Genomic DNA, 25,721 nt, shown 5'->3' with positions numbered 1-25,721 from the left:
TGTTCTGGCCGAGGCGAGGGTTTCGCAGGCATCGGCCAGCAGCTCTTCGTTTTTGAAGTCCGCGGTGACGGCGTACATTCTGCGGGTTTTGCGCGGTGGTGGCGTGGAGCCGGGCGGGCAGAGATAGTGATCGAGGGCGCGGTCGGCGGCTTCGTGAAGCTTTCTGGAATCGAGGGATTCGTAGGGCGAGGCGGGATCGGTTTCGGGTGGGTTGGGTGTTGGTTTGATCATGGTGAAGCTCCTTTGAAGTGGAGCCGCCAAATCCTGTCGCTAAACAGGAAGGGTGGCGGCTGTACGCAGGTTAGCGAACCGGTCAAAGGCACCCGGCAGACCGCAAGGGTCTCCCGCATACAGCCACCATAACGAAATTGCAGACATACAGATCCGCAACGAAGCCAGGAACGCTGGTGCACCTTTAAATTGAGCCGAGTCGCTAAACCCGATCGCTGATTCGTCAGCGACCGACCCACAATAGAACCCGACCCCACAGCGCACAAGCCGGCGGATTCTGGCGTAGCCGTAGGCAGCGGCGCAAGAATTCGTAGCCTGTAAGGCGTGTCTGAAGGTTTCGTTTAAACACCAGCGTTTAAAAGACAATGGGTGCCGTCGGTCTGAAATGTCCCGCGACCTGTTAGTTCTGACAGTAGACGCGTGTTGTTCCCAGGCGCCTTATAAATCCGGAATTCACGCCGTTGCCTGTTCGCACTCTGCGAACGCAGTGGTTGATAACTCATTCACTGGAAATCCGGGGTAGATCATGACAAGTCGCGTTTACCGAAAACTGCCGGGCATGGAGATGGAGTTCGTTTCAGGGAAGCTGGAAAGGGACGCAGGCGAGCGGGCCATTTTCTATGAGGTGACGTTCGACCTGAAGCTGGACTTTCTCAACTTTCTGGTCATGGCCAATCAGTTCATTCCGAGTTATCTGGATAATCCCAGCAATGCGATCCGGCCTGAACTGGCCGGGTTTGCGTATCACCACTCCTACAACGACTTCTTTGGCGCAGCCGGTAATATCCGCGATAACCCGTCGTTGTTCGCTCTATTTACCGACCCCGGTCATTACATGGACCAGTGGGCGAGTAATGGCGGGCCCGTAGAACAACGATATGGAAAACCATCGTTCACGGTAGTCGGCAACCAATTGCGCATCACGACGCGGCAGTACTTTCGGCTGGATGCGGGGGCTCCTCCGATTGAAATCAGCGACCTGCCATTCATGCGTTTCGAATGGTCATTGAATCTGATGGAGGGTCATGCGAAGTCCACTGATGTCGCGCCTGTCACCATGGTGGTACTGATGTATACGGAGGAGGACGTTGTCGATGTTGGTGGTCACAGCGTGTTCAGGGGCACGCGCTATCTGGATAATGCAGCCCTCTCTTTCGGTCCGATCACTTCGGCGCACATTCCGGTAGCCAGTTGACTATCGGGGTTTCATCTCAGTGAACATCGCTGAACAGGGGCGGGCGCACGACGTGCGTGCCGCCCCTTTGTGCATTCATCACCCCCTCTGTTTCACGCCTTGGCAAAAGTTGGAAGGCTTCTTGCAGTAGCCGCCGTGCGCCTGCTTCGGGCGTCAAAAGTTTGCTTTAAAGGAACGGGGAAAACCGGTGGATCGCTCTCAGTTATTCAACACTGCTCGCTCGAATGTTGCCGACCTCAGTCGAGGCAATCTGGGTGTGCCGCTGTTGCTGCTGGTCATGCTGGCGATGATGATGTTGCCGGTGCCGCCGTTCCTGCTCGACGTGTTCTTCACCTTCAACATTGCCCTGTCGATCGTCGTGCTGCTGGTCTGCGTGTACGCCTTGCGGCCGCTGGATTTTGCGGTGTTCCCGACGATCCTGCTGGTGGCGACGCTGTTGCGACTGGCGCTGAACGTGGCGTCGACGCGGGTGGTGATGCTCCACGGTCAGGACGGCCACGCTGCTGCCGGTAAGGTGATTCAGGCCTTCGGTGAGGTGGTGATCGGCGGTAACTACGTGGTCGGTATCGTGGTTTTCGCGATCCTGATGATCATCAACTTCGTCGTGGTGACCAAGGGTGCCGGGCGGATTTCCGAGGTGAGCGCGCGTTTCACCCTTGATGCGATGCCCGGCAAGCAAATGGCGATCGACGCCGACCTCAACGCCGGTCTGATCGATCAGGCGCAGGCCAAGGCCCGTCGTCAGGAAGTGGCCCAGGAGGCCGAGTTCTACGGTTCGATGGACGGTGCCAGCAAGTTTGTGCGCGGTGACGCCATCGCCGGTTTGCTGATTCTGTTCATCAACCTGATCGGCGGCATGGCCGTCGGTATCTTCCAGCACAACATGACTTTCGCTGACGCGGGCAAGGTTTACGCCTTGCTGACCATCGGTGACGGTTTAGTGGCGCAATTGCCATCACTGTTGTTATCTACAGCGGCGGCGATCATGGTGACCCGTGCTTCCGGCTCGGAAGACATGGGCAAGCAGATCAATCGCCAGATGTTCGCCTCGCCCAAAGCGCTGGCGGTGGCGGCCGGTCTGATGGCGGTCATGGGCCTGGTGCCGGGCATGCCGCACTTCTCCTTCCTGACCATGGCTGCACTGGCTGCCGGTGGCGCTTACCTGTTCTGGAAGAAGCAGAACGTGGCCAAGGTCATCGCGCTGGAAGAGGTCAAGCGTCAACAGGAACTGCTGCCGTCGCCGGCCCGCGCCATGGAAACCAAGGAGCTGGGCTGGGACGACGTGACCCCGATCGACATGATCGGCCTGGAAGTCGGCTACCGCCTGATTCCGTTGGTGGACCGCAACCAGGGCGGGCAATTGCTGGCGCGGATCAAGGGCGTGCGCAAGAAGCTCTCGCAGGATCTGGGCTTCCTGATGCCGACCGTGCACATCCGCGACAACCTCGACCTGGCGCCAAGCGCCTATCGCTTGACCCTGATGGGCGTGATCCTGGCCGAAGCCGAGATCTACCCGGATCGCGAACTGGCGATCAACCCAGGGCAGGTCTACGGCTCGCTCAACGGCATTACCGCCAAAGATCCGGCTTTCGGCCTCGAGGCGGTGTGGATCGAAGTCAGCCAGCGCGCTCAGGCGCAATCGCTCGGTTACACCGTGGTCGATGCCAGCACCGTGGTTGCGACCCACTTGAACCAGATTCTGTACAAACACTCCAGCGAGCTGATCGGCCACGAGGAAGTGCAGCAATTGATGCAATTGCTGGCCAAGAGCTCGCCGAAACTGGCAGAAGAGCTGGTGCCGGGTGTGGTCACGCTGTCGCAGTTGCTCAAAGTATTGCAGGCGTTGCTGGCCGAACACGTGCCGGTGCGCGATATCCGCAGCATTGCCGAAGCCATCGCCAACAATGCCGCCAAGAGTCAAGATACCGCCGCTTTGGTGGCCGCTGTGCGGGTCGGCGTATCCCGCGCCATCGTCCAAAGCATTGTAGGGACTGAGTCGGAGCTGCCAGTTATCACGCTGGAGCCAAGGTTGGAACAAATATTGCTCAATAGTCTGCAGAAGGCAGGACAAGGCTCGGAAGAGGGCGTTCTGCTGGAGCCGAGCATGGCCGAGAAGCTGCAGCGTTCGCTGATCGAAGCGGCGCAGCGCCAGGAAATGCAAGGTCAGCCGGTGATCCTGTTGGTAGCAGGCCCGGTTCGCGCGATGCTCTCGCGCTTTGGTCGCCTGGCAGTTCCCGGACTGCATGTGCTGGCCTACCAGGAAATTCCGGACAACAAGCAAGTGACCATCGTTGCGACAGTAGGGCCCAACGGCTGAGGTAGTGGTTTATGCAAGTTAAGCGTTTTTTCGCCGCCGATATGCGTCAGGCCATGAAGCTGGTTCGTGATGAGCTGGGCGCTGATGCCGCCATCATTGGCAACCGCCGCATTGCCGGCGGCGTCGAGCTGACGGCGGCGCTCGATTACAAACTGTCGGCGCTGGCCCCGCGTGTTCCGAACATGGAGCTCGAGGATGAACTGCGCAAGACCCAGTCGCGCATCGTCACCGCCCAGGCCGAACTGAGCCTGCGTGGCGAAGCCGACGGCAACACCAATCGCCAGCTGTTCGCCGGGCTGCCGTTGACGGCCGGCCTGCCGCTGACCGCTGCCGAACCGCTGACCGAACCGACCTACGAAGCTCCGGCCCGTCCGGCACCGGCGCCTGCAGCGGTTTCCGCTGGCGTTGATCCGCGTGCTCTGGACTCGATGCGTTTCGAGCTCAACAGCCTGCGCGAACTGATGGAAGTGCAACTCGGCACCCTGGCCTGGAACCAGCTGCAAGGCAGCCGTCCGGCTCAGGCCAATCTGTACCGTCGTCTGCAACGCATCGGTTTGTCCGGCCCGCTGTCCCGTGATCTGCTGTCGATGATCACCGAGATCGACGAACCCCGTCAGGCCTGGCGCATGCTGCTGGCGCACTTGGCGCGGATGATCGCCGTGCCGGAAGTCGAGCCGCTGGAAGAGGGTGGGGTGATTGCCATGGTCGGTCCTGCCGGCATGGGCAAAACCACTACCCTGGCCAAACTGGCCGCCCGTTACGTGCTCAAGTACGGCGCGCAGAACATCGCGCTGGTGAGCATGGACAGTTTCCGTATCGGCGCGCAGGAGCAGCTCAAGACTCTGGGTCGCATCCTCAATGTGTCGGTGACCCACGTCGATCCGGGCCAGTCCCTGGTGCAGGCGCTGGATCCACTGCTGCGCAAACGCGTGGTGCTGATCGATACCGCCGGCCTGCAAGCCAGCGATCCGGCGCTGCGCATGCAGCTGGAAAGTCTGGCCGGTCGTGGCATTCGGTCGAAAAATTATCTGGTGCTGGCAACCACCAGCCAGAAACAGGTTCTAACCGCCGCGTATCACAGTTACAAGCGTTGCGGGCTCGCCGGCTGCATCCTGACTAAACTGGATGAGACGGCCAGCCTTGGCGAAGTGCTGAGCCTGGCGATCAGTCACGAACTGCCGGTCGCCTACCTGACCGATGGGCCGCGTATTCCGGATGATCTGCATCTGCCGCGCCGTCATCAACTGGTCAGCCGCGCCGTCAGTGTGCAAATGCAGGAAGAACCCAGCGAAGAAGCCATGGCTGACATGTTCGCTGATATCTACCACAGTCCGACCAAGCAGGTTGGCTGAGGTAATGAACCGTTTTTGTACCTACATCGATGGTCTGCCATGCATTGTTCCGGTTGTGAACGCGCAGCCAGTAATGTGGCCTCCGTCTATGCAAGACAAGGTAAAGAAATAACATGGGCAGCATGCATCCCGTACAGGTGATCGCGGTGACCGGCGGCAAAGGTGGCGTCGGCAAGACTAATGTGTCAGTGAACTTGTCCCTGGCGCTGGCAGAGCTTGGCCGTCGGGTCATGCTGCTGGACGCCGACCTGGGGCTGGCGAACGTCGACGTTCTGCTGGGCCTCACACCCAAACGCACCCTGGCCGACGTGATCGAAGGCCGCTGCGAGCTGCGCGACGTGCTGTTGCAGGGCCCCGGCGGGATCCGCATCGTGCCGGCCGCTTCCGGCACCCAGAGCATGGTTCACCTGAGCCCGGCCCAGCATGCCGGCCTGATTCAGGCGTTCAGCGACATCGGCGACAACCTCGACGTGCTGGTGATCGACACCGCTGCGGGTATTGGTGACTCGGTAGTCAGTTTCGTGCGCGCAGCCCAGGAAGTGTTGCTGGTGGTCTGTGACGAGCCGACCTCGATCACCGACGCCTACGCGCTGATCAAACTGCTTAACCGCGACTACGGCATGAACCGCTTCCGCGTCCTGGCCAACATGGCCCAGAGCCCGCAGGAAGGTCGCAACCTGTTCGCCAAGTTGACCAAGGTCACGGATCGCTTCCTCGACGTCGCCCTACAATACGTCGGCGCGGTGCCCTACGACGAAAGCGTGCGCAAGGCGGTGCAGAAGCAGCGTGCGGTCTATGAAGCCTTCCCGCGTTCCAAGTGCGCACTGGCGTTCAAGGCGATCGCACAGAAGGTCGACACCTGGCCGCTGCCCGCCAACCCGCGCGGCCACCTCGAATTTTTCGTCGAGCGCCTCGTGCAGCAAACGGCAGGACCTGTGCTATGACCGCCAGCGGTATGAACCTTTACAAAAAGTCGGCGCGTGACGCGCAGTACGAGCTGATCGAGCGTTACGCGCCACTGGTCAAACGCATCGCCTACCACTTGCTGGCGCGATTGCCGGCCAGTGTGCAGGTCGAAGACCTGATCCAGGCCGGGATGATCGGCCTGCTCGAAGTCTCGACCAAATACGACGCCAGCAAGGGCGCCAGTTTTGAAACGTACGCGGGCATCCGGATCCGTGGTGCGATGCTCGACGAAGTCCGAAAAGGGGACTGGGCGCCACGCTCGGTTCACCGCAATACCCGCATGGTCAGCGACGCAATTCGCTCGATTGAAGCTAAAACCGGCCGTGACGCTAAAGATCACGAAGTTGCGGCCGAACTCCAATTGAGTCTCGACGATTACTACGGGATTTTGAACGACACCCTGGGCAGCCGGCTGTTCAGTTTCGACGACCTGTTGCAGGACGGCGAACACGAAGGGCTGCACGAGGATGGCGCCAGTGCTCATCTGGAGCCGTCGCGCGATCTGGAAGACGAACGTTTCCAGGCCGCGCTGGCGGACGCGATTGCCAATTTGCCGGAGCGTGAGCGACTGGTGTTGGCGCTGTACTACGACGAAGAGCTGAACCTCAAGGAGATCGGTGAAGTCCTTGGCGTCAGTGAATCGCGGGTCAGCCAGTTACACAGCCAGTGCGCGGCCCGCTTGCGGGGGCGTTTGGGGGAGTGGCGAGCGCGCTGAAGGCAGTGTGGGGACACTGCGAACGAGGCTGGTGCGGTGGTGAACGGCACCGGTCTCGATCTGTTGTGCTCCAGACAGTCATCGAGTGTTTTGCCGGATTGATTGAAATGGCGCGTCCAGGTGCTGGGCGCGTTTAAGACTGCTTGGAGGTCGAATTGAACAAAGACATGAAAATCCTCATCGTTGATGACTTCTCAACGATGCGGCGGATCATCAAGAACCTGTTGCGTGATCTGGGGTTCACCAACACCGTTGAAGCCGACGATGGCACCACTGCCATTCCGGTGCTCAACAGCGGCAGCATCGACTTTCTGGTGACCGACTGGAACATGCCCGGCATGACCGGTATCGACCTGCTGCGCCACGTGCGTGCCGATGAAAAGCTCAAGCACCTGCCGGTGCTGATGGTGACCGCTGAAGCCAAGCGCGAGCAGATCATCGAAGCGGCCCAGGCCGGCGTGAACGGCTACGTGGTCAAACCTTTCACGGCCCAGGCGTTGAAAGAAAAAATCGAGAAGATTTTCGAACGCATCGGCTGATGAACGCGCGGGGGAGCTATGGAGCATAACGAATCTTCACAGGGCGATTTTGAGTCGACCCTGAAAAAACACGCGGTCGAACTGGTCGAAAGCCTTGAAAAAGGCAAGTTCGGCGACGCCGTGCAACTGATCCATGAGCTCAATCAGACCCGTGACCGTGGCCTGTACCAGGAAGTGGGCAAGCTCACGCGTGAACTGCACAGTGCGATCGTCAATTTCCAGATCGATCCGCACATGCCGCAGGCTGAGGAAGTGTCGCAAATTACCGACGCTACCGAGCGCCTGGGCTACGTGGTCAAACTGACCGAAGCTGCCGCCAACCGCACCATGGATCTGGTGGAAAGCGCGACCCCTGTGGTCAATGGCCTGGCTGACGAAGCCCAGGCCTTGAGCGCCGATTGGGGCCGCTTCATGCGCCGTGAGGTCGGGGCTGAAGAGTTCCGCGAACTGGCGCGCCGGGTCGACGGTTTTCTGGCACGCAGCAGCGCGGACAACCGCGCGGTGTCGAGCAATCTGAATGACATTCTGCTCGCCCAGGATTACCAGGACCTCACCGGTCAGGTGATCAAGCGCGTGACCCAATTGGTCACCGAAGTCGAAAGCAACCTGCTCAAGCTCGTGCTCATGGCCAGCCAGGTGGACCGCTTTGCGGGCATCGAACATGACCGTGCGGCGATGCTTGCTGAAAAAGATCCACAAAAACATCTCTCGCAGGGTGAAGGTCCGCAGATTCATGCCGATAAACGAGAAGACGTTGTGTCCGGTCAGGACGATGTGGACGATTTGCTATCCAGCCTTGGATTTTGAGTTTTTTTGGGTTTTTAGACCTGTAGGAGCACCCCATTAATGAGCTTCGGCGCCGATGAAGAGATCCTTCAGGATTTCCTGGTTGAGGCCGGCGAGATTCTTGAGCAACTGTCCGAACAACTGGTCGAGCTGGAAAGCCGCCCGGATGACGCAGATCTGCTCAACGCAATTTTTCGCGGTTTCCACACTGTAAAAGGGGGCGCCGGCTTCCTTCAGCTCAACGAGCTGGTGGAGTGCTGTCACATCGCCGAAAACGTGTTCGACATCCTTCGCAAGGGTGAACGGCGCGTCGATGCAGAACTGATGGACGTGGTGCTCGAAGCGCTGGACGCGGTGAACAGCATGTTCAGCGAAGTCCGCGATCGCAGCCCGATCACCGCCGCCACCCCGGAACTGCTAGCCGCCCTGGCGCGTCTGGCCGAACCGCAATCGGCGGATGAAGCCCCGGCTTCGCCGGTTGCCGAGATGATCGAAGAACTGGTCGTCGAAGGTGATTCGGGTGACATCACCGATAACGAATTTGAACAGTTGCTGGACTCGCTGAACGCCGTCAAGGCCGAAGCCGAAGCCCCGGCGGCTGCCGCTGCACCTGCTTCCACCGAAGCGGCCAGCGATGAAATCACCGACGCCGAGTTCGAGTCGCTGCTCGACCAGTTGCATGGCAAAGGCCAGTTCGCGGCCGACGCCGTGGCTCCGGCTGCTGCTGCACCTGCTGCTCCGGCGGCGGGCGACAGCTCGGACATCACCGACGACGAATTCGAAGCCTTGCTCGATCAGTTGCACGGCAAGGGCAACTTTGCCGTTGATGCGCTGGAGTCGGCGATTGCTTCGGTCCCTGCAACGGCTGCTCCGGCAGCGGCTGCGGCCGGTAGCGATCTGATCAGCGATCACGAGTTCGAATCGCTGCTCGACGATCTGCATGGCAAAGGCAAGTTCACTGACGTCGCCACCGGTGCCGTCGTGACTGCCAGTAATTCTTCGGCTGTTGCAACACCTGCTGCGAAGGCCCCGGCCGCTGCGGCAAAACCTGCTGCAAAAGCACCTGAGCCGAAAGCCGAGCCGGCCAAGCCTGCCGCCGCTGCTGCACCGGCTCCGGCCCGTGCACCGGCGACGCCGCCACCGGAAAAACCGGCGAGCGAAGCCGAGACCACCGTACGTGTGGACACTGCACGTCTCGACGAAATCATGAACATGGTCGGCGAACTGGTGCTGGTACGTAACCGTCTGGTGCGTTTGGGCCTGAACAGCGGCGACGAGTCGATGCAGAAAGCCGTGTCGAACCTCGACGTGGTCACCGCCGACTTGCAGACCGCCGTCATGAAGACCCGGATGCAGCCGATCAAGAAAGTCTTCGGCCGCTTCCCGCGTCTGGTTCGCGACCTGGCTCGTCAGCTCAAGAAAGAGATCAACCTGGAACTGGTGGGCGAAGAGACCGACCTCGACAAGAACCTCGTCGAGGCCCTGGCCGACCCGCTGGTCCACTTGGTGCGCAACGCGGTCGACCACGGCATCGAGTCGCCGGAAGAACGCGAAGCCTCGGGCAAGGCCCGTGGCGGCAAGGTGATCCTGGCGGCCGAGCAGGAAGGCGACCACATCCTGCTGTCGATCTCCGACGACGGCAAAGGCATGGACCCGAACGTCCTGCGTGCCATCGCCGTGAAACGCGGTGTGATGGACAAGGATGCCGCCGATCGCCTGAGCGACACCGAGTGCTACAACCTGATTTTCGCCCCGGGTTTCTCGACCAAGACCGAGATCTCCGACGTGTCCGGCCGCGGTGTCGGCATGGACGTGGTGAAGACCAAGATTTCCCAGCTCAACGGTTCGATCAACATCTACTCGACCAAGGGCCAGGGCTCGAAGATTGTCATCAAGGTGCCGCTGACGCTGGCGATCATGCCGACCCTGATGGTGATGCTCGGCAATCAGGCGTTCGCGTTCCCGCTGGTGAACGTCAACGAAATCTTCCACCTCGACCTGTCGACCACCAACGTGGTGGACGGCCAGGAAGTGGTGATCGTGCGGGACAAGGCGCTGCCATTGTTCTACCTCAAGCGCTGGCTGGTCAGCTCCGCCGCTCACGAAGAGCAGCGCGAAGGCCATGTGGTGATCCTTTCGGTGGGCACCCAGCGGATCGGCTTCGTCGTCGATCAACTGGTCGGCCAGGAAGAAGTGGTCATCAAGCCACTGGGCAAGATGCTCCAGGGAACTCCGGGCATGTCCGGCGCCACCATCACCGGTGACGGCCGCATTGCACTGATTCTCGATGTTCCGAGCATGCTCAAGCGTTACGCCGCACGGCGTATTTGAATCCGGGGTGGCGGGGCGACGACGTCCCGCCGCACCTAATGGAGTGTTTATGGCAGTCAAAGTCCTGGTGGTGGACGATTCGGGTTTTTTCCGCCGCCGCGTCTCGGAAATTCTTTCAGCGGATCCGAGCATCCAGGTTGTCGGCACGGCAACCAACGGTAAAGAGGCGATCGATCAGGCCCTGGCCCTCAAGCCGGACGTGATCACCATGGACTACGAGATGCCGATGATGGATGGCATCACGGCCGTGCGGCACATCATGCAGCGCTGCCCGACACCGGTGTTGATGTTCTCCTCGCTGACGCACGAAGGCGCCCGGGTCACCCTGGATGCGCTGGATGCCGGCGCGGTGGATTTCCTGCCGAAGAATTTTGAAGACATCTCCCGCAATCCGGAGAAGGTCAAGCAACTGCTGTGCGAGAAGGTTCACAGCATCTCGCGCAGTAACCGTCGTTTCAGTGCCTACAGTGCGCCGGCGCCTGCCGCTGCACCGACGCCTGCACCGACTCCGGCAGCAGCGCCGTCGAGCTTTGGCAGCCACAGCGCTCCGGCCCGTCCGGCGCCCGCGCCCGCACCGACTCGCGCGCCAGCGGCCAGCGCTTCGTCGCCGGCGCCGAAACGCAAGAACTACAAGCTCGTCGCCATTGGTACATCGACCGGCGGCCCGGTCGCGCTGCAACGGGTCCTGACCCAGTTGCCGGCCAGCTTCCCGGCGCCGATCGTGCTGATCCAGCACATGCCGGCGGCCTTTACCAAGGCCTTCGCCGAACGTCTGGACAAGCTGTGCCGCATCAGCGTCAAGGAAGCCGAGGATGGCGACATCCTGCGTCCGGGCCTGGCGCTGCTGGCACCGGGTGGCAAGCAGATGATGATCGATGGCCGTGGCGCGGTGAAAATCCTGCCGGGCGACGAACGTCTGAACTACAAGCCGTGCGTGGACATCACCTTCGGTTCTGCAGCCAAATCCTACAGTGACAAAGTTCTGGCGGTGGTACTGACCGGCATGGGCGCCGACGGCCGTGAAGGTGCGCGCCTGCTCAAGCAGGGCGGCAGCACGGTCTGGGCCCAGGACGAAGCCAGTTGCGTGATTTACGGCATGCCGATGGCCATCGTCAAAGCTGACCTCGCCGACGCGGTGTACAGCCTGGACGATATCGGCAAGCACTTGGTCGAGGCGTGCGTCTGATGGATGTTCTAAGCCTTATCGGGATCATCATGGCGTTCGTCGCCATCATCGGCGGCAACTACCTTGAAGGCGGTCACCTCGGCGCGCTGGCCAACGGCCCGGCGGCGCTGATCGTGCTTGGTGGCACCATCGGTGCCGCGCTGCTGCAATCGCCGATGAGCGCGTTCAAGCGCGCCATGCAGATTCTGGCCTGGATCTTTTTCCCGCCGCGGGTGGACCTGGCCGGCGGCATCGATCGCGTGGTCAACTGGAGTCTCACCGCCCGCAAGGAAGGCCTGCTGGGCCTGGAAGGCGTGGCGGATGCCGAGCCCGACGCCTACTCGCGCAAGGGCCTGCAACTGCTGGTCGACGGCGCCGAGCCGGAAGCGATCCGCAGCATCCTCGAAGTGGATTTCTACACTCAGGAAGCCCGCGACATCGAGGCCGCCAAAGTGTTTGAAAGCATGGGCGGCTACGCGCCGACCATTGGCATCATCGGTGCGGTGATGGGCCTGATCCACGTGATGGGCAACCTGGCCGATCCGTCGCAACTGGGCAACGGTATCGCGGTTGCGTTCGTCGCCACCATCTACGGTGTGGCCAGTGCCAACCTGATCCTGTTGCCGGTGGCCGCCAAGCTCAAGTCAATCGCGTTGCGGCAGTCGCGTTATCGCGAAATGTTGTTGGAAGGTATTTTGTCGATCGCTGAAGGTGAAAACCCACGCTCCATCGAGTTGAAGCTTCAGGGCTTCATGGATTAAGGGACTGACCTCATGGCACGTCGTCGCCAGCATGAAGAGCACGTAAACCATGAACGCTGGCTGGTTTCCTACGCCGACTTCATTACCTTGCTCTTTGCCTTTTTCGTGGTGATGTACTCCATCTCGTCGATCAACGAAGGCAAGTACAAGATCATCTCCGAAGCGCTGATCGGGGTCTTCACCGACTCCGACCGTGCGCTAAAGCCGATTCCGATCGGCGAAGAACGACCGAAGACCGTTACCCCGGCCAAGCCGCTGGTCAAGGACGCCGAACAGGTCGACGCCGGTATCGCCGGAGCCAGCGATCCGCTGAAAAGCATCGCCGATGACATCAGCGCTGCGTTCGGCGACCTGATCTCCTCGAACCAGATGACCGTGCGCGGCAACGAGCTTTGGGTCGAGATCGAACTCAACTCCAGCCTGTTGTTCGGCAGCGGTGATGCGATGCCGAGCGACATCGCGTTCAACATCATCGACAAGGTCGCGGCGATCCTCAAACCGTTCGACAACCCGATCCACGTCGAAGGCTTCACCGACGATCAACCGATCCGCACTGCGCAGTACCCGACCAACTGGGAACTGTCCTCGGCGCGTTCGGCGAGCATCGTGCGCATGCTGGCGATGCAGGGTGTGAACCCTGGCCGCCTGGCCTCGGTGGGCTACGGCGAATTCCAGCCGGTGGCCAACAACGCCACCGCTGAAGGCCGGGCGAAAAACCGTCGTGTGGTACTGGTGGTGTCGCGCAATCTCGATGTGCGCCGCAGCCTCACCGGCACCGGAACCGCTCATGCGCAACCGGACGCCGCGTTGAAGCGTGCTGGCACACAAACTGCACCGACCCCGGTCAAGACGCCGGGACGCGAGAGTGCCGTCAATTCTCCGTCGCCCGCATTAATACGCTGAACCATGTCTCGGCCGAGTATCCCGGCCGGGAGGAACGATCCGAATGAGAGTCTGGGCAGTCGCCAATCAAAAGGGTGGTGTTGGTAAAACCACTTCTTCCATCGCTTTAGCCGGTTTGCTGGCAGAGGCGGGCAAGCGCGTGGTCGTGGTCGATCTCGACCCGCACGGCTCGATGACCAGCTATTTCGGTTACGACCCCGACAGCCTGGAACACAGTAACTACGACCTGTTTCTACACAAGGGCAGCGTGCCGCAAGGCCTGCCGGGCCAACTGCTGCTGTCGACCAGCGACGAACGCATTTCCCTGTTGCCATCGAGCACTGCGCTGGCCACCCTCGAGCGCCAGTCGCCGGGGCAGAGTGGCCTGGGTCTGGTGATCGCCAAGAGTCTGGCGCAGCTGTGGCAGGACTTCGATTACGCGATCATCGACAGCCCGCCATTGCTCGGCGTGCTGATGGTCAACGCGCTGGCCGCCAGTCAGCAACTGGTGATCCCGGTGCAGACCGAGCATTTGGCCGTCAAAGGCCTGGAGCGCATGGTCAACACCCTGGCGATGATCAACCGCTCACGCAAACAGGCGCTGCCGTTCAGCATCGTGCCGACCCTGTTCGACCGCCGCACCCAGGCGTCGATGGGCACCTTGCGCGTGCTGCGCGACAAATTCCCCGACGAGATCTGGCAGGGTTACATCCCGGTCGATACCCGTCTGCGTGACGCCAGTCGTGCCGGTGTCACCCCTTCGCAGTTCGACGGCAAGAGCCGGGGCGTGCTGGCTTACCGCGCGCTGCTCAAGCATCTGCTGGCGCAGCAACTTGTTCCGCAGGTGGCCTGAGCATGAATCGGCCGATCAAGCTGACGTCCAAGCCGCAACTGGCGTTGCAGTCCTATCTGGACGGCTTGCTGCAGGAAGTGACGGACGAGGTCGAGCAGGAAATCGCAGCGCCGGTCGAGGTGATCGAGACCGCTGCGGCGCTCGATGAATTCCAGGCCGCCGTGCTTGAAGAGCAGGCCCGGGATGCGCAAAAAGCCGCCAGGCCGGTGGCTCCGGTTGCCGCGCCTGCCGCTGAGGTAGCGAAGGCACCTGCGACGTTGATCAAAGAGCCTGAGCCGGTGCGCGTGGTATCGACCCTGGCACCGCTGCTGCAAACCCAACTTCTGCAAACGCCACGGGCTCAGGCGGCGCCAGAGCCCGAGCCTGTAGCGCCTGCGCCAGCCCCGGTCGAACCGACCTTGGTTGCGCCACTGGTGGAAGTGCATCTGCCACCCAGCAACACGCCGCCACCGGTGGAAACCGACGGTCGTCCCGCCTGGGCTTCGGAAGCGTTCGAATGCCTGTTGTTCGACGTGGCCGGGCTGACGCTGGCGGTGCCGCTGGTGTGCCTCGGCTCGATCTATTCGCTGGCCGGCCATGAGCTGACGCCGCTGTTCGGTCAGCCGGAATGGTTCCTCGGCATCCTGCCAAGCCAGGCCGGGAATCTGAAGGTGCTGGACACCGCACGCTGGGTCATGCCGGATCGCTACCGCGATGATTTCCGTCAGGGCCTGCAATACGTGATTTCGGTGCAGGGTTACGAGTGGGGCCTGGCGGTGCATCAGGTCAGTCGCTCGTTGCGTCTGGACCCGAATGAAATCAAATGGAGAAGTCACCGGGGTCAGCGGCCATGGCTCGCCGGCACGGTGATTGAACACATGTGCGCCTTGCTCGATGTTTCCGCACTGGCCGAGTTGATCGCCAGCGGTGGGGCAAAGCACATGTCCGGCAGTAAGCCGAACCACAAACCGACATAAAGACAGTACCGGCATTCAAATGCCGGCGAACGAAACACACACCGCCAGGCGCGGTTTTTCGAGGGGCTAGGGTATGAACGACAAGGCTACGGCGGCAAAGGGTTCCGAAGATCCGATCCTGCAATGGGTGACCTTCAAGCTGGACAACGAAACCTACGGCATCAACGTGATGCGCGTTCAGGAAGTCCTGCGCTACACCGAGATCGCTCCGGTTCCGGGTGCGCCAAGCTACGTGCTGGGCATCATCAACCTGCGCGGCAACGTGGTGACCGTGATCGACACCCGTCAGCGCTTCGGCCTGATGAGCGGTGAGATCAGCGACAACACCCGTATCGTCATCATCGAAGCCGACAAGCAGGTCGTGGGCATCATGGTCGACAGCGTGGCTGAAGTGGTTTACCTGCGTCAGTCGGAAATCGAGACTGCACCGAACGTCGGTAACGAAGAGTCGGCCAAGTTCATTCAGGGCGTGTGCAACAAGAACAACGAGTTGCTGATCCTGGTCGAGCTGGACAAGATGATGAGCGAAGAAGAGTGGTCGGAACTGGAGAACATCTGATTGATTCTCGAGGTAGCGGTCATTGTCCTGTTCCTGTTCTGGGCAGGCACGCTGGCGATGTTTCTGGCGTACATCAAGGCGCAGCGCGTGATCGCTGCGCAACAGGCCCAGGGCGATGCGCTGCGTGATCAGCGCATCAGGGACCTGGCCAAACGTGTCGACGATTACCAGAACGGCAACGTGCGCATGGGCGAAGCCCTGCACGAGCTGCGCGCGGTGGTCAGTCCGATCCCGGACAAACTCTCCCAGCTCGAACAGCGCGATCCTTCCAGCCTGTCATTCGCCCAGGCGGCGAAACTGGTGGGGATGGGCGCGAGTGTCGATGAGCTGACTCAGTCCTGCGGGTTGACCCAGGCTGAGGCGGAGTTGATGCGCAAGCTGCACAAGAACTAGTCGTCACACCTGGATCGTTCCCACGTCGAGGCGTCGAACCGTCTGCGTGGGAATGCATCTTGGAACGCTCCGCGTTCCGCGTGTGAAGGGTGACGCAGAGCGTCACGGGCGGGTGTTCCCACGCAGAGCGTGGGAACAATCAGCGAAAAAAATCGCAGTCATCGATGGCTGCGTTTTTTTTGCCTTCAGTAATCGTCGCCGCGTTCGGTGACGTCTTTCTCGACCATCGGTGCGTCCGGGTCCTGTCCCGCCGGAAACTTGCCCTTGAGGTTCCAGGCAAACGCGATGATCTCGGCGATCGTGCGGTACAGCTCTTCGGGGATGCTGTCGCCCAGTTCCATTCGCGCCAGCAGTTTCACCAGTTCGGCGTTTTCGTAGATCGGCACTTCACAGTCGCGGGCGATCCGCAGGATTTCTTCGGCCAGTTCTTCGTCGCCCTTGGCGGTAAGGGTCGGGGCGTGGCTGCCGTCGTATTTGAGGGCGATGGCCTGGCGTGGAGCGGTGGTGTCATTCATGCGGTTTCGTCGACCCAGCGGTGTTCGAGGCGGGTTTGGATGCCTTGCGGCGGGGTGCCGAGGTGGCAGTCGAGGTCGCCGACGTTCAGCCCGGAATCCAGCAGGCGTTGACGCAGGGCGGTCAGGTTGCTTTCGATCAGACTCGCGGTGTACGGCCGCTCGGCCCACAACTGACTGGACAGGCTGCCGCTGATCAACTGTGCCTGAATCTGCATCGGCCCCAGCGGTTCCATGTCGAACGCCAGATCGACGCGCCACAGTTGCTGCTTCGGTTCGCGCTCATCGCGGCGCTGCTCGTTCGCTTCCTGTTTCTCCGGTGCTTCTTCGCGCTGGAACTTGACCTGCAACGGCACGATGTCCTGCAGGTTGCGCATCGGGATTTCCAGCTGCCAGGTGCTGAGCAGACGACCGTCATCGGTGACGCCGGTCTGTTCCAGACTCGACAGCTGATGGCTTTGCAGGCGCGACACGGCGGCTGCGGCGAGGCGCAGCAAATGCTCCAGATCGCCTTCACCTTCCAGGCTTTGCAGCAGTCGCTCGGGCAACGGGAAACTGCTCGGCACCGGTTTTGCGCTGACCTGACCGAGCATGCCGAGGGCGTTGCGCACAAAGCTCGGCAATGCCTGAGCCAGGGTGTTGGCGGCGATGATCGCATTCAGGTTGGTGTTGCCGGGCAGGCCGGGGGTGAGTTGGGCGATCAGCTTGAGCAGATCGGCTTTCATGTCCGGGGCCAGCGTCGGGTTCTGCCCGGTCAGCAGTTTGGTTTCGAGGAACACACCGCTGTTGGCCAGCGCCTGGGCCAGACCTTTTGGGGTGCTCAGTTGCTGCACGTCCGGCAGGTTGGCGAGCAGTTTGTCCACGGCGGCGCGCAAATCCTGGGACGTCTGATCGGTGGCGGGGGGCAGGCTCTGGAGCATTTTCAGCAAGCCGTCGAGGGAGCCCTGACGGCTTTGCTGGCTGACCAGCTGCTGGCTGACCGCCAGTTGTTCCTGGCGATTGCTCAGCGGCAGAAACTTCAGGGTCTGCGAGTCCTGCACCAGCGCCGACAGCAGGGTGCCGATGCGCAGCGGTTGCGGGCTGTCGATGGTCAAGGTGCTGCCGCTCAACGCGGTGTTGAGCAGGCTGACCATCGAGCGGTATACGGTCGGCTGCCCCGGCACCTGCGGCAAGGTCTGAGCCGTCAGCACCTTGCCTTGCAGCAGCGTGCCAACCGGCAATTGCGCGGTGTCGATGCGGGTGAGGGTGGCGACGCTGCTGGCGATGGCCTGTTGCACGGTGATCGCCAGATTGCCCGCTGACGGCTGGGTGATCGCCAGACTGGTGCCCTGAGGCAGCGGCAGATTGCTGGTCGCCTGCACGGTGGTCTGACGGCCGCTGTCCAGCGTCACCTTGAGCAGCAATTGAAAGGTCTGATCCGCCTGCTTGAGCGACAACACCTCGGCCTTGGCGCTCTGGCCGGCGGCAATCAGCCCGTCGACCGGCGTCAGCAACTTCAGCAGCTCACCCACCTGCGGGCGAACGGTCGCCGGGGCGGTGGGCGGGAGCGGGAGGATGTTCATTTCGCCTGTCATACGCGGACACAACCTGAGGAAAATGCACTCGGGAGAGCGGGGGACGCCATGTATAATGCCGCCCGTCCTTCCATTCGTTCAAAAAACATAGCAATTGTTTGACGCAGCTCTCTGGATTGAGCCGTCATTGCATTTATGCTGCAACTCTTTAACGGCCGCGCCAGAGCCGACTTGAACCGTATAAGGCCCGTGATCCCTTGACCAGTCCTGTCCTGCAAACCGTCGCCCTCGCGTGTGAACGTGATCTCAGACTGCTCTTCGACAATCTCGAATTGAGACTGGCCAGTGGCGATATGGTGCAGATCAGCGGCCCCAACGGCAGCGGCAAGACCAGTTTGCTGCGTTTGCTGGCCGGTCTGATGCAGCCGACCGATGGCCAGGTATTGCTCAACGGCAAGCCACTGGGCGAGCAACGCAGCGAACTGGCGCGCAACCTGCTGTGGATCGGCCATGCTGCCGGGATCAAGGACTTGCTCACCCCGGAAGAAAATCTCGCCTGGCTCTGCGCCCTGCATCAACCCGCCGAACGCGACGCGATCTGGCAGGCCCTGGCGGCGGTTGGATTGCGTGGTTTCGAGGATGTTCCCTGCCACAGCCTGTCCGCCGGCCAGCAGCGCCGCGTGGCGCTGGCGCGGTTGTATCTCGATAGCCCGCCGTTGTGGATTCTCGATGAACCGTTCACTGCGCTGGACAAACAGGGCGTGGCACAGCTTGAAGAACACCTGGCCGGGCACTGCGAACGGGGAGGGCTGGTGGTGCTCACCACCCACCACACGCTGAGCCGGATGCCGGCCGGTTATCGCGACATCGACCTGGGGAATTGGGCGGTATGAGTGTGTTCGGCCTGCTGGTTGCCCGTGAGTCCCGACTGCTGTTCCGCCGCCCGGCGGAGCTGGCCAATCCGCTGATTTTCTTCGCCATCGTCATCGCGCTGTTCCCGCTGGCCGTCGGACCGGAAACTCAAGTATTGCAAAACTTGTCCCCGGGGTTAGTCTGGGTGGCGGCACTGTTGTCGGTCCTGCTCTCGCTGGACGGGCTTTTCCGCAGTGATTTCGAAGATGGCTCCCTTGAACAGTGGGTCCTTTCGCCGCACCCCCTGCCACTTCTGGTATTGGCCAAGGTGCTGGCACACTGGCTTTTTTCCGGGCTGGCACTGGTTTTGCTCTCGCCGTTACTGGCGTTGATGCTCGGGTTGCCGGCTGCGTGTCTGCCGGTATTGCTGCTTTCGTTGCTGCTGGGAACACCGGTGCTGAGCTTGCTCGGCGCGGTGGGCGCGGCGCTGACGGTCGGTCTGAAACGCGGAGGCCTGTTGCTGGCGCTGCTGATTCTGCCGTTGTACATCCCGGTGTTGATCCTCGGCAGTGGCGCCTTGCAGGCGGCGTTGCAGGGCATGCCGGCGCTTGGTTATCTGTTGTGGCTTGGCAGCCTGACCGCCCTGGCGATAACCCTGACACCTTTTGCAATAGCGGCTGGCCTGAAGATCAGCGTCGGCGAATAATGAGGTCTGGTTAAAATTTAACCAGCAAAGACCCTGAGACTGCTCACACCGATGAGCGGCACCCGTGATGGAAACAGTATGAACTGGACCTGGTTTCACAAGCTCGGCTCGCCCAAGTGGTTCTACGGCATCAGCAGCAAGTTTTTGCCGTGGTTGAGCCTCGCCGCGTTGTTGCTGATCTGCGTTGGCGTCATCTGGGGCCTGGCCTTCGCGCCGCCGGACTATCAGCAAGGCAACAGCTTTCGCATCATCTATATCCACGTTCCCGCCGCGATGCTCGCTCAGTCGATCTACGTGATGCTGGCGGTGTGCGGTGTGGTCGGGCTGGTGTGGAAGATGAAACTGGCCGACGTCGCCCTGCAATGCGCCGCGCCGATCGGTGCCTGGATGACCGCCGTGGCGCTGGTCACCGGGGCGATCTGGGGCAAACCGACCTGGGGTTCGTGGTGGGTCTGGGACGCGCGTCTGACCTCGATGCTGATTCTGCTGTTCCTGTATTTCGGCGTGATCGCGCTGGGCAACGCCATCAGCAACCGCGACAGCGCCGCCAAGGCCTGCGCGGTGCTGGCCATCGTCGGCGTGATCAACATCCCGATCATCAAATACTCGGTGGAGTGGTGGAACACCCTGCACCAGGGCGCGACCTTCACCCTCACCGAAAAACCGGCGATGCCCGTAGAGATGTGGCTGCCGCTGTTGCTGACGGTGCTGGGGTTCTACTGTTTCTTCGGCGCCGTGCTGTTGCTGCGCATGCGCCTTGAAGTGCTCAAGCGCGAAGCCCGCGCCAGTTGGGTGAAAGAAGAAGTGCAGAACAGTCTGGAGGCCGCTCGATGAGTTTCGCGTCATTCGGCGACTTCCTCGCCATGGGCCATCACGGCCTGTATGTCTGGTCGGCCTACGGCATCTGTCTGGCGGTACTGATCCTCAACGTGGCGGCGCCGATCGCGGCCCGCAAGCGCTATCTGCAACAAGAGGCGCGTCGTCTGCGCCGGGAGAACGGCAAGTGAATCCGCTGCGCAAAAAGCGTCTGATCATCATCCTGGCAATTCTGGTCGGGGTCGGCGCTGCCGTCGGCCTGGCCCTGAGCGCCCTGCAGCAGAACATCAACCTGTTTTACACCCCGACCCAGATCGCCAACGGCGAAGCGCCGCAGGACACCCGCATCCGCGCCGGCGGCATGGTCGAGAAGGGCTCGCTGCAACGCTCCACGGATTCGCTGGACGTCAAATTCGTGGTCACCGACTTCAACAAGTCCGTGACCATCACCTATCGCGGGATCCTGCCGGACCTGTTCCGCGAAGGGCAGGGCATCGTCGCGCTGGGCAAGCTCAACGCCGACGGCGTGGTGGTTGCCGATGAAGTGCTGGCCAAGCACGACGAAAAATACATGCCGCCGGAAGTGACCAAGGCCCTGAAGGACAGCGGTCAATCCGCGCCAACCCCTGCGAAGGAGGGTTGATCGATGACATCCAGCATTTTCATTCCTGAGTTGGGCCATCTGGCCATGATTCTGGCGCTGTGTTTCGCGCTGGTGCAGGCCGTGGTGCCGTTGCTCGGTGCCTGGCGCGGCGACCGTCTGTGGATGGGTCTCGCCCAACCGGCGGCGTGGGGGCAGTTCGTGTTCCTGCTGTTCGCCTTCGGTTGCCTGACCTATGCATTCATGACCGACGATTTCTCCGTGGCTTACGTCGCGATGAACTCCAACAGTGCTTTGCCGTGGTACTACAAGTTCAGCGCGGTGTGGGGCGCCCACGAAGGGTCGCTGCTGCTGTGGGCGTTGATCCTCGGCGGCTGGACCTTCGCGGTGTCGGTGTTCTCCCGGCAACTGCCGCAAGTCATGCTCGCTCGTGTGCTGGCGGTGATGGGCATGATCAGCACCGGTTTTCTGCTGTTCCTGATCCTCACCTCGAACCCGTTTTCGCGGATCCTGCCGCAGATCCCGGCCGACGGTCGTGACCTCAACCCATTGCTGCAGGACATCGGCCTGATCGTCCATCCGCCGATGCTCTACATGGGTTACGTCGGTTTCTCGGTGGCCTTCGCGTTTGCCATCGCCGCACTGCTCGGCGGTCGTCTCGATGCGGCGTGGGCACGTTGGTCGCGTCCGTGGACCATCGTCGCCTGGGCTTTCCTCGGCATCGGCATCACCCTCGGTTCGTGGTGGGCTTACTACGAACTCGGCTGGGGCGGCTGGTGGTTCTGGGACCCGGTGGAAAACGCCTCATTCATGCCATGGCTGGTGGGCACGGCGTTGATTCACTCGCTGGCGGTCACCGAGAAACGTGGCGTGTTCAAGAGCTGGACGGTGTTGCTGGCGATTGCCGCGTTCTCCCTGAGCCTGCTCGGCACTTTCCTCGTGCGTTCCGGCGTGCTGACCTCGGTGCACGCGTTTGCCTCCGATCCTGAGCGAGGCGTGTTCATCCTGATCTTCCTGCTGTTCGTGGTCGGTGGTTCGCTGACCCTGTTTGCCTTGCGCGCCCCGGTGGTCAAGAGCCAGGTCGGCTTCAACCTGTGGTCGCGGGAAACCCTGTTGCTGGGGAACAATCTCGTGCTGGTCGTGGCAGCGTCGATGATCCTGCTCGGCACGCTGTATCCGCTGATTCTCGACGCGATCAGCGGCGCCAAGCTGTCGGTCGGCCCGCCGTACTTCAACGCGTTGTTCATTCCGTTGATGGCGCTGTTGATGCTGGTGATGGCAGTCGGCGTGATCGTGCGCTGGAAAGACACCCCGGTTAAATGGCTGGTCAGCATGCTGACCCCGGTGCTGCTGGGCAGCGTTGCCCTGGCGGTGGTGGCCGGTGTCGCTTACGGCGATTTCAACTGGGCCGTCATCGCAACGTTCCTGCTCGCGGCCTGGGTGTTGCTGGCCGGCGTGCGCGACCTCTTCGACAAGACCCGCCACAAAGGTCTGATCAAAGGCCTGCCGACCCTGACCCGCAGTTACTGGGGCATGCAGATCGCCCACCTCGGTATCGCCGTCTGTGCGTTGGGCGTGGTGTTGTCGAGCCAGAACAGTGCCGAGCGCGACCTGCGTCTGGCACCGGGCGAGTCGATGGACCTGGCCGGTTATCAGTTCGTGTTCGAAGGCGCCAAGCACTTCGAAGGCCCGAACTTCACCTCCGACAAGGGCACCGTCCGGGTGATCCGCAACGGTCAGGAAATCAGCGTGCTGCACCCGGAAAAACGTCTGTACACCGTGCAGAACTCGGTGATGACCGAGGCCGGGATCGACGCCGGTTTCACCCGCGACCTATATGTCGCCCTGGGCGAACCGCTGGGCGATGGCGCCTGGGCGGTGCGGGTGCATGTGAAACCGTTTGTGCGCTGGATCTGGTTCGGCGGTCTGCTGACCGGTTTCGGTGGTCTGCTGGCGGCGCTGGATCGGCGTTATCGAGTGAAGGTCAAAGCCCGCGTGCGTGAAGCGCTGGGCATGGAAGGAGCCGCTGCATGAGACGTTGGTTGATGCTGGTGCCATTGGCGATTTTCCTGCTGGTGGCCGTATTCCTTTATCGCGGTCTGTACCTGGATCCGGCGGAGCTGCCGTCGGCGATGATCGGCAAACCGTTCCCGGAGTTTTCCCTGCCGGCGGTGCAGGGCGACAAGACCCTGACCAAGTCCGACATTCTCGGCAAACCGGCACTGGTCAACGTCTGGGGCACCTGGTGCATTTCCTGCCGGGTCGAGCACCCGGTGCTGAACAAGCTCGCCGAGCGCGGCGTGGTGATCTACGGCATCAACTACAAGGACACCAACGCCGATGCGTTGAAGTGGCTGGCCGAATTCCACAATCCGTATCAACTGGACATCCGCGACGACGAAGGCTCGCTGGGCCTGAACCTCGGTGTCTACGGTGCGCCGGAAACCTTCTTCATCGACGCCAAGGGCATCATCCGCGACAAGTACGTCGGGGTGATCGACGAGCAGGTCTGGCGGGAAAAACTGGCGGCCAAGTATCAGGCGCTGGTCGACGAGGCCAAGCCATGAAGCGCTTTTTAGCCGCCATGGTGCTGGGCTTGAGCCTGGCCGGCGTGGCCCACGCCGCCATCGACACCTACGAGTTCGCCAAAGAAGGCGATCGCGAGCGTTTCCGCGAACTGACCAAGGAACTGCGCTGCCCCAAGTGCCAGAACCAGGACATCGCCGACTCCAACGCGCCGATTGCCGCCGACCTGCGCAAAGAGATTTTCCGCATGCTCGGCGAGGGCAAGGACAATCAGCAGATCATCGACTTCATGGTCGACCGCTACGGTGATTTCGTCCGCTACAAACCGGCGCTCAATGCCAAGACCGCGTTGCTCTGGTTCGGCCCGGCCGGCCTGTTGCTGGGTGGGTTCGTGGTGATTGCCGTGATTGTCCGCCGCCGTCGCGGGCAGCGCGCCGAGACGCCGCAATCGCTGTCTCCTGAAGAGCGTCAGCGCCTCGACCAACTGTTGGATAAAAACCAAGAATGATTGATTTCTGGCTTGCCGCAGGGCTGTTGCTTCTGGTCGCCCTGAGTTTTCTGTTGATCCCCGTTCTGCGCGAACGTCGCGCCCAGCGTGAAGAGGATCGAACCGCTCTCAACGTCGCGCTGTATCAGGAACGCGTCGCCGAGCTGCAATTGCAGCAGGCTGAAGGCGTGCTCGATGCTGCGCAAATGGACAGCGGCCGCGCCGAAGCGGCCCGGGAACTGCTGGCCGACACCGAAGGTGTGGCGCCGGCGCGGGTTTCGCGTTTGGGTAAACCACTTCCATTGCTGGCAGCCGTGCTGGTGCCGGTGTTGGGCCTCGGTTTGTACCTGCACTTTGGCGCGAGCGACAAGGTCGAACTGACCCGGGAATTCGCCCAGGCGCCGCAGTCGATGGAAGAAATGACTCAGCGTCTGGAACGCGCAGTCGCTGCGCAGCCGGATTCGGCTGAAGGCGTGTATTTCCTCGGTCGCACTTACATGGCCCAGGATCGTCCGGCTGATGCGGCGAAGATGTTCGAGCGTGCCGTCAATCTGGCCGGTCGTCAGCCGGAACTGCTCGGCCAGTGGGCGCAGGCCCAATACTTCGCCGACAACAAAAAATGGTCGGACAAGGTTCAGGCTCTGACCGATGAAGCGCTGAAAGCCGATCCGAAAGAAGTCACCAGTCTCGGCCTGCTGGGCATCGCCGCGTTCGAAGGCGAGCGTTATCAGGAGGCCATCGACTACTGGAACCGTCTGCTGGCGCAACTGCCACCACAGGACAAATCCCGCGAGGCTCTGCAGGGTGGTATCACCCGCGCCACCGAAAAACTGCAGGCCAGCGGCGGCAAGGTCGCCCAGGCACCGGCGGCGAAAGCGGCGGCGTTGTTGAAAGTGCGTGTGGATCTGGCCAGCGAGCTCAAAGCCAAAGTGCAACCGGGTGACAGCGTATTCATTTTTGCCCGCGCCACCTCGGGCCCGCCGGCACCGCTGGCGGCCAAGCGCCTGACCGTCGCCGATCTGCCGGTGACCGTCGAACTGGGTGATGCCGACGCGATGATGCCGCAATTGAAACTGTCGAACTTCCCCGAAGTCCAACTGGTTGCGCGCATCTCCCGTGCCGGTCAGCCGACCGCCGGTGAGTGGGTCGGTCGCAGCGGGCCTCTGGCCAGCAGCACCACCGCGCCGCAGACACTGACCATCGACAGCCCGGACAAATAGCCGGAACCAACAGGAAAGCACCGCCATGAACGCCATCGCCCGAATCACAGTCCTCACACTGGCCCTGGGCTTGAGCGCATGTGCGGTGCAACGACCGGAGCCCACCACACGGCTGCCGCCGATCCCACCGTCACAACCCAGCCCGACCCCGTCGACCAGCCCGACGCCGAGCAAGCCGGGCATCCCGGCCAAACCCGCCAAACCTGTCCCGCGCACCTCCGCCAGCTTCGCCCCACCACCGGGCGGCAACAGCCACTGGGACCAGAAACTGGGCGTTTACGTGCTCGACGACCAGACCAACACCTTCTACCGTCAGCGCACCTACTACCGCTGGAACAACGGCTGGAGCCGCTCGATCAGCCCCAACGGCCCGTGGGAAGAAACCAACATCCACGGCGTACCGGCGGGACTGGGCAAGCAGTTCGGGCAGTAATGAAAAACGGCGATCTTTGGATCGCCGTTTTGCTGTGTGGGGGTAATGAGCTT

27 protein-coding genes and 1 pseudogene are annotated in these 25,721 nt (G+C 61.7%); 25 read left to right on the top strand and 3 right to left on the bottom strand.

What is annotated here, in order from left to right; genetic code table 11:
• Positions 1-231: pseudogene (locus ACM6JM_RS24045) on the bottom strand (hypothetical protein); the annotation flags it as partial.
• Positions 232-757: 526 nt separating this feature from the next.
• Here ACM6JM_RS24045 and ACM6JM_RS24040 point away from each other — a divergent pair.
• From ACM6JM_RS24040 to ACM6JM_RS23970, 15 genes are all read left to right on the top strand, one after another.
• Positions 758-1,426, top strand: a complete 669-nt coding sequence (locus tag ACM6JM_RS24040; RefSeq protein ID WP_039769729.1) for a hypothetical protein — start codon at positions 758-760, stop codon at positions 1,424-1,426.
• A 187-nt stretch (positions 1,427-1,613) separates the two neighbouring features.
• On the top strand, positions 1,614-3,743 hold the full coding sequence (gene flhA / locus ACM6JM_RS24035) for a flagellar biosynthesis protein FlhA (RefSeq protein ID WP_064378626.1): 2,130 nt from the start codon (positions 1,614-1,616) through the stop codon (positions 3,741-3,743).
• Between the two features lie 11 nt (positions 3,744-3,754).
• Positions 3,755-5,095 carry a flagellar biosynthesis protein FlhF gene (gene flhF, locus ACM6JM_RS24030; protein WP_007951958.1) on the top strand — a complete coding sequence of 447 codons (1,341 nt, stop codon included), beginning with the start codon at positions 3,755-3,757 and terminating at the stop codon, positions 5,093-5,095.
• A 113-nt stretch (positions 5,096-5,208) separates the two neighbouring features.
• The gene (gene fleN / locus ACM6JM_RS24025; RefSeq protein ID WP_003222917.1) at positions 5,209-6,039 is read left to right on the top strand and encodes a flagellar synthesis regulator FleN; all 831 of its coding nucleotides are present in this window, start codon (positions 5,209-5,211) and stop codon (positions 6,037-6,039) included.
• A complete protein-coding gene (fliA, locus tag ACM6JM_RS24020; RefSeq protein WP_007951959.1) occupies positions 6,036-6,776 on the top strand; it encodes an RNA polymerase sigma factor FliA in 741 nt (246 codons plus the stop codon). Before fleN ends, fliA begins: the two co-directional genes overlap by 4 nt.
• A gap of 167 nt (positions 6,777-6,943) precedes the next feature.
• Positions 6,944-7,315, top strand: a complete 372-nt coding sequence (locus ACM6JM_RS24015) for a chemotaxis response regulator CheY (RefSeq protein WP_003183998.1) — start codon at positions 6,944-6,946, stop codon at positions 7,313-7,315.
• Between the two features lie 18 nt (positions 7,316-7,333).
• The gene (locus ACM6JM_RS24010) at positions 7,334-8,122 is read left to right on the top strand and encodes a protein phosphatase CheZ (protein ID WP_011333071.1); all 789 of its coding nucleotides are present in this window, start codon (positions 7,334-7,336) and stop codon (positions 8,120-8,122) included.
• 39 nt (positions 8,123-8,161) lie between these two features.
• Positions 8,162-10,432: a chemotaxis protein CheA gene (locus ACM6JM_RS24005; protein WP_039769731.1), complete on the top strand. Its 2,271-nt coding sequence runs from the start codon at positions 8,162-8,164 to the stop codon at positions 10,430-10,432.
• Between the two features lie 49 nt (positions 10,433-10,481).
• Complete coding sequence (locus tag ACM6JM_RS24000) at positions 10,482-11,618, top strand: protein-glutamate methylesterase/protein-glutamine glutaminase (RefSeq protein ID WP_085666704.1); 1,137 nt, start codon at positions 10,482-10,484, stop codon at positions 11,616-11,618.
• Positions 11,618-12,358: a flagellar motor protein gene (locus tag ACM6JM_RS23995; RefSeq protein WP_039769734.1), complete on the top strand. Its 741-nt coding sequence runs from the start codon at positions 11,618-11,620 to the stop codon at positions 12,356-12,358. Before ACM6JM_RS24000 ends, ACM6JM_RS23995 begins: the two co-directional genes overlap by 1 nt.
• A 12-nt stretch (positions 12,359-12,370) precedes the next feature.
• A complete protein-coding gene (gene motD, locus ACM6JM_RS23990) occupies positions 12,371-13,261 on the top strand; it encodes a flagellar motor protein MotD (protein WP_011333075.1) in 891 nt (296 codons plus the stop codon).
• Positions 13,262-13,304: 43 nt separating this feature from the next.
• On the top strand, positions 13,305-14,093 hold the full coding sequence (locus ACM6JM_RS23985; RefSeq protein WP_007959220.1) for a ParA family protein: 789 nt from the start codon (positions 13,305-13,307) through the stop codon (positions 14,091-14,093).
• Between the two features lie 2 nt (positions 14,094-14,095).
• Positions 14,096-15,049, top strand: coding sequence for a CheW domain-containing protein (locus ACM6JM_RS23980; RefSeq protein WP_414882616.1), 954 nt, complete (start codon positions 14,096-14,098; stop codon positions 15,047-15,049).
• A gap of 73 nt (positions 15,050-15,122) precedes the next feature.
• Positions 15,123-15,608, top strand: coding sequence for a chemotaxis protein CheW (locus ACM6JM_RS23975; protein ID WP_007959223.1), 486 nt, complete (start codon positions 15,123-15,125; stop codon positions 15,606-15,608).
• A complete protein-coding gene (locus ACM6JM_RS23970) occupies positions 15,609-16,001 on the top strand; it encodes a DUF2802 domain-containing protein (RefSeq protein ID WP_039769738.1) in 393 nt (130 codons plus the stop codon).
• Positions 16,002-16,186: 185 nt separating this feature from the next.
• Here ACM6JM_RS23970 and ACM6JM_RS23965 read toward each other — a convergent pair whose 3' ends face one another.
• Positions 16,187-16,516 carry an EscU/YscU/HrcU family type III secretion system export apparatus switch protein gene (locus tag ACM6JM_RS23965; protein WP_085666702.1) on the bottom strand — a complete coding sequence of 110 codons (330 nt, stop codon included), beginning with the start codon at positions 16,514-16,516 and terminating at the stop codon, positions 16,187-16,189.
• Entirely contained in the window at positions 16,513-18,087 is a 1,575-nt protein-coding gene (locus ACM6JM_RS23960; protein WP_134334354.1) for a flagellar hook-length control protein FliK, read from the bottom strand. The genes ACM6JM_RS23965 and ACM6JM_RS23960 overlap by 4 nt, the downstream gene beginning before the upstream one ends.
• A gap of 197 nt (positions 18,088-18,284) precedes the next feature.
• Here ACM6JM_RS23960 and ccmA point away from each other — a divergent pair, with 197 nt between their 5' ends.
• The 10 genes from ccmA (at position 18,285) to ACM6JM_RS23910 (ending at position 25,668) form a co-directional block, all read left to right on the top strand.
• Positions 18,285-18,920: a cytochrome c biogenesis heme-transporting ATPase CcmA gene (gene ccmA / locus ACM6JM_RS23955; RefSeq protein ID WP_007959232.1), complete on the top strand. Its 636-nt coding sequence runs from the start codon at positions 18,285-18,287 to the stop codon at positions 18,918-18,920.
• Positions 18,917-19,585 (top strand): heme exporter protein CcmB, encoded by a 669-nt coding sequence (gene ccmB, locus ACM6JM_RS23950; protein WP_011333083.1) that lies wholly within the window; start codon positions 18,917-18,919, stop codon positions 19,583-19,585. The genes ccmA and ccmB overlap by 4 nt, the downstream gene beginning before the upstream one ends.
• Before the next feature lie 78 nt (positions 19,586-19,663).
• Positions 19,664-20,419, top strand: coding sequence for a heme ABC transporter permease (gene ccmC, locus ACM6JM_RS23945; RefSeq protein ID WP_039769743.1), 756 nt, complete (start codon positions 19,664-19,666; stop codon positions 20,417-20,419).
• Positions 20,416-20,592, top strand: coding sequence for a heme exporter protein CcmD (gene ccmD, locus ACM6JM_RS23940; protein WP_011333085.1), 177 nt, complete (start codon positions 20,416-20,418; stop codon positions 20,590-20,592). The genes ccmC and ccmD overlap by 4 nt, the downstream gene beginning before the upstream one ends.
• Complete coding sequence (ccmE, locus tag ACM6JM_RS23935) at positions 20,589-21,044, top strand: cytochrome c maturation protein CcmE (RefSeq protein WP_011333086.1); 456 nt, start codon at positions 20,589-20,591, stop codon at positions 21,042-21,044. Before ccmD ends, ccmE begins: the two co-directional genes overlap by 4 nt.
• Positions 21,045-21,047: 3 nt before the next feature.
• The gene (locus ACM6JM_RS23930; RefSeq protein WP_414882615.1) at positions 21,048-23,036 is read left to right on the top strand and encodes a heme lyase CcmF/NrfE family subunit; all 1,989 of its coding nucleotides are present in this window, start codon (positions 21,048-21,050) and stop codon (positions 23,034-23,036) included.
• Positions 23,033-23,569, top strand: coding sequence for a DsbE family thiol:disulfide interchange protein (locus ACM6JM_RS23925; protein WP_039769747.1), 537 nt, complete (start codon positions 23,033-23,035; stop codon positions 23,567-23,569). Before ACM6JM_RS23930 ends, ACM6JM_RS23925 begins: the two co-directional genes overlap by 4 nt.
• On the top strand, positions 23,566-24,036 hold the full coding sequence (locus ACM6JM_RS23920) for a cytochrome c-type biogenesis protein (RefSeq protein WP_011333089.1): 471 nt from the start codon (positions 23,566-23,568) through the stop codon (positions 24,034-24,036). Before ACM6JM_RS23925 ends, ACM6JM_RS23920 begins: the two co-directional genes overlap by 4 nt.
• Complete coding sequence (ccmI, locus tag ACM6JM_RS23915; protein ID WP_414882614.1) at positions 24,033-25,235, top strand: c-type cytochrome biogenesis protein CcmI; 1,203 nt, start codon at positions 24,033-24,035, stop codon at positions 25,233-25,235. The genes ACM6JM_RS23920 and ccmI overlap by 4 nt, the downstream gene beginning before the upstream one ends.
• A gap of 25 nt (positions 25,236-25,260) precedes the next feature.
• Positions 25,261-25,668, top strand: a complete 408-nt coding sequence (locus ACM6JM_RS23910) for a hypothetical protein (RefSeq protein ID WP_039769751.1) — start codon at positions 25,261-25,263, stop codon at positions 25,666-25,668.
• Positions 25,669-25,721: the final 53 nt, after the last annotated feature.

The organism is Pseudomonas sp. IT-P2 (assembly GCF_949767575.1).
In the GTDB taxonomy this organism is placed as follows: domain Bacteria; phylum Pseudomonadota; class Gammaproteobacteria; order Pseudomonadales; family Pseudomonadaceae; genus Aquipseudomonas; species Aquipseudomonas pharyngis.
The sequence above is the reverse complement of the archived record's forward strand: the minus strand, read 5'-3'. Positions and strand labels throughout refer to the sequence as shown.

Excerpts from the sequence above, each read along its gene's own strand:
- ACM6JM_RS24040 (WP_039769729.1), top strand. The coding sequence starts at position 758 with ATGACAAGTCGCGTTTACCGAAAACTGCCGGGCATGGAGATGGAGTTC.
- flhF (WP_007951958.1), top strand. The coding sequence starts at position 3,755 with ATGCAAGTTAAGCGTTTTTTCGCCGCCGATATGCGTCAGGCCATGAAG.
- fleN (WP_003222917.1), top strand. The coding sequence starts at position 5,209 with ATGGGCAGCATGCATCCCGTACAGGTGATCGCGGTGACCGGCGGCAAA.
- fliA (WP_007951959.1), top strand. The coding sequence starts at position 6,036 with ATGACCGCCAGCGGTATGAACCTTTACAAAAAGTCGGCGCGTGACGCG.
- ACM6JM_RS24015 (WP_003183998.1), top strand. The coding sequence starts at position 6,944 with ATGAAAATCCTCATCGTTGATGACTTCTCAACGATGCGGCGGATCATC.
- ACM6JM_RS24010 (WP_011333071.1), top strand. The coding sequence starts at position 7,334 with ATGGAGCATAACGAATCTTCACAGGGCGATTTTGAGTCGACCCTGAAA.
- ACM6JM_RS24005 (WP_039769731.1), top strand. The coding sequence starts at position 8,162 with ATGAGCTTCGGCGCCGATGAAGAGATCCTTCAGGATTTCCTGGTTGAG.
- ACM6JM_RS24000 (WP_085666704.1), top strand. The coding sequence starts at position 10,482 with ATGGCAGTCAAAGTCCTGGTGGTGGACGATTCGGGTTTTTTCCGCCGC.
- ACM6JM_RS23995 (WP_039769734.1), top strand. The coding sequence starts at position 11,618 with ATGGATGTTCTAAGCCTTATCGGGATCATCATGGCGTTCGTCGCCATC.
- motD (WP_011333075.1), top strand. The coding sequence starts at position 12,371 with ATGGCACGTCGTCGCCAGCATGAAGAGCACGTAAACCATGAACGCTGG.
- ACM6JM_RS23985 (WP_007959220.1), top strand. The coding sequence starts at position 13,305 with ATGAGAGTCTGGGCAGTCGCCAATCAAAAGGGTGGTGTTGGTAAAACC.
- ACM6JM_RS23980 (WP_414882616.1), top strand. The coding sequence starts at position 14,096 with ATGAATCGGCCGATCAAGCTGACGTCCAAGCCGCAACTGGCGTTGCAG.
- ACM6JM_RS23975 (WP_007959223.1), top strand. The coding sequence starts at position 15,123 with ATGAACGACAAGGCTACGGCGGCAAAGGGTTCCGAAGATCCGATCCTG.
- ACM6JM_RS23965 (WP_085666702.1), bottom strand. The coding sequence starts at position 16,516 with ATGAATGACACCACCGCTCCACGCCAGGCCATCGCCCTCAAATACGAC.
- ACM6JM_RS23960 (WP_134334354.1), bottom strand. The coding sequence starts at position 18,087 with ATGACAGGCGAAATGAACATCCTCCCGCTCCCGCCCACCGCCCCGGCG.
- ccmB (WP_011333083.1), top strand. The coding sequence starts at position 18,917 with ATGAGTGTGTTCGGCCTGCTGGTTGCCCGTGAGTCCCGACTGCTGTTC.
- ccmC (WP_039769743.1), top strand. The coding sequence starts at position 19,664 with ATGAACTGGACCTGGTTTCACAAGCTCGGCTCGCCCAAGTGGTTCTAC.
- ccmD (WP_011333085.1), top strand. The coding sequence starts at position 20,416 with ATGAGTTTCGCGTCATTCGGCGACTTCCTCGCCATGGGCCATCACGGC.
- ACM6JM_RS23930 (WP_414882615.1), top strand. The coding sequence starts at position 21,048 with ATGACATCCAGCATTTTCATTCCTGAGTTGGGCCATCTGGCCATGATT.
- ACM6JM_RS23925 (WP_039769747.1), top strand. The coding sequence starts at position 23,033 with ATGAGACGTTGGTTGATGCTGGTGCCATTGGCGATTTTCCTGCTGGTG.
- ACM6JM_RS23920 (WP_011333089.1), top strand. The coding sequence starts at position 23,566 with ATGAAGCGCTTTTTAGCCGCCATGGTGCTGGGCTTGAGCCTGGCCGGC.
- ccmI (WP_414882614.1), top strand. The coding sequence starts at position 24,033 with ATGATTGATTTCTGGCTTGCCGCAGGGCTGTTGCTTCTGGTCGCCCTG.
- ACM6JM_RS23910 (WP_039769751.1), top strand. The coding sequence starts at position 25,261 with ATGAACGCCATCGCCCGAATCACAGTCCTCACACTGGCCCTGGGCTTG.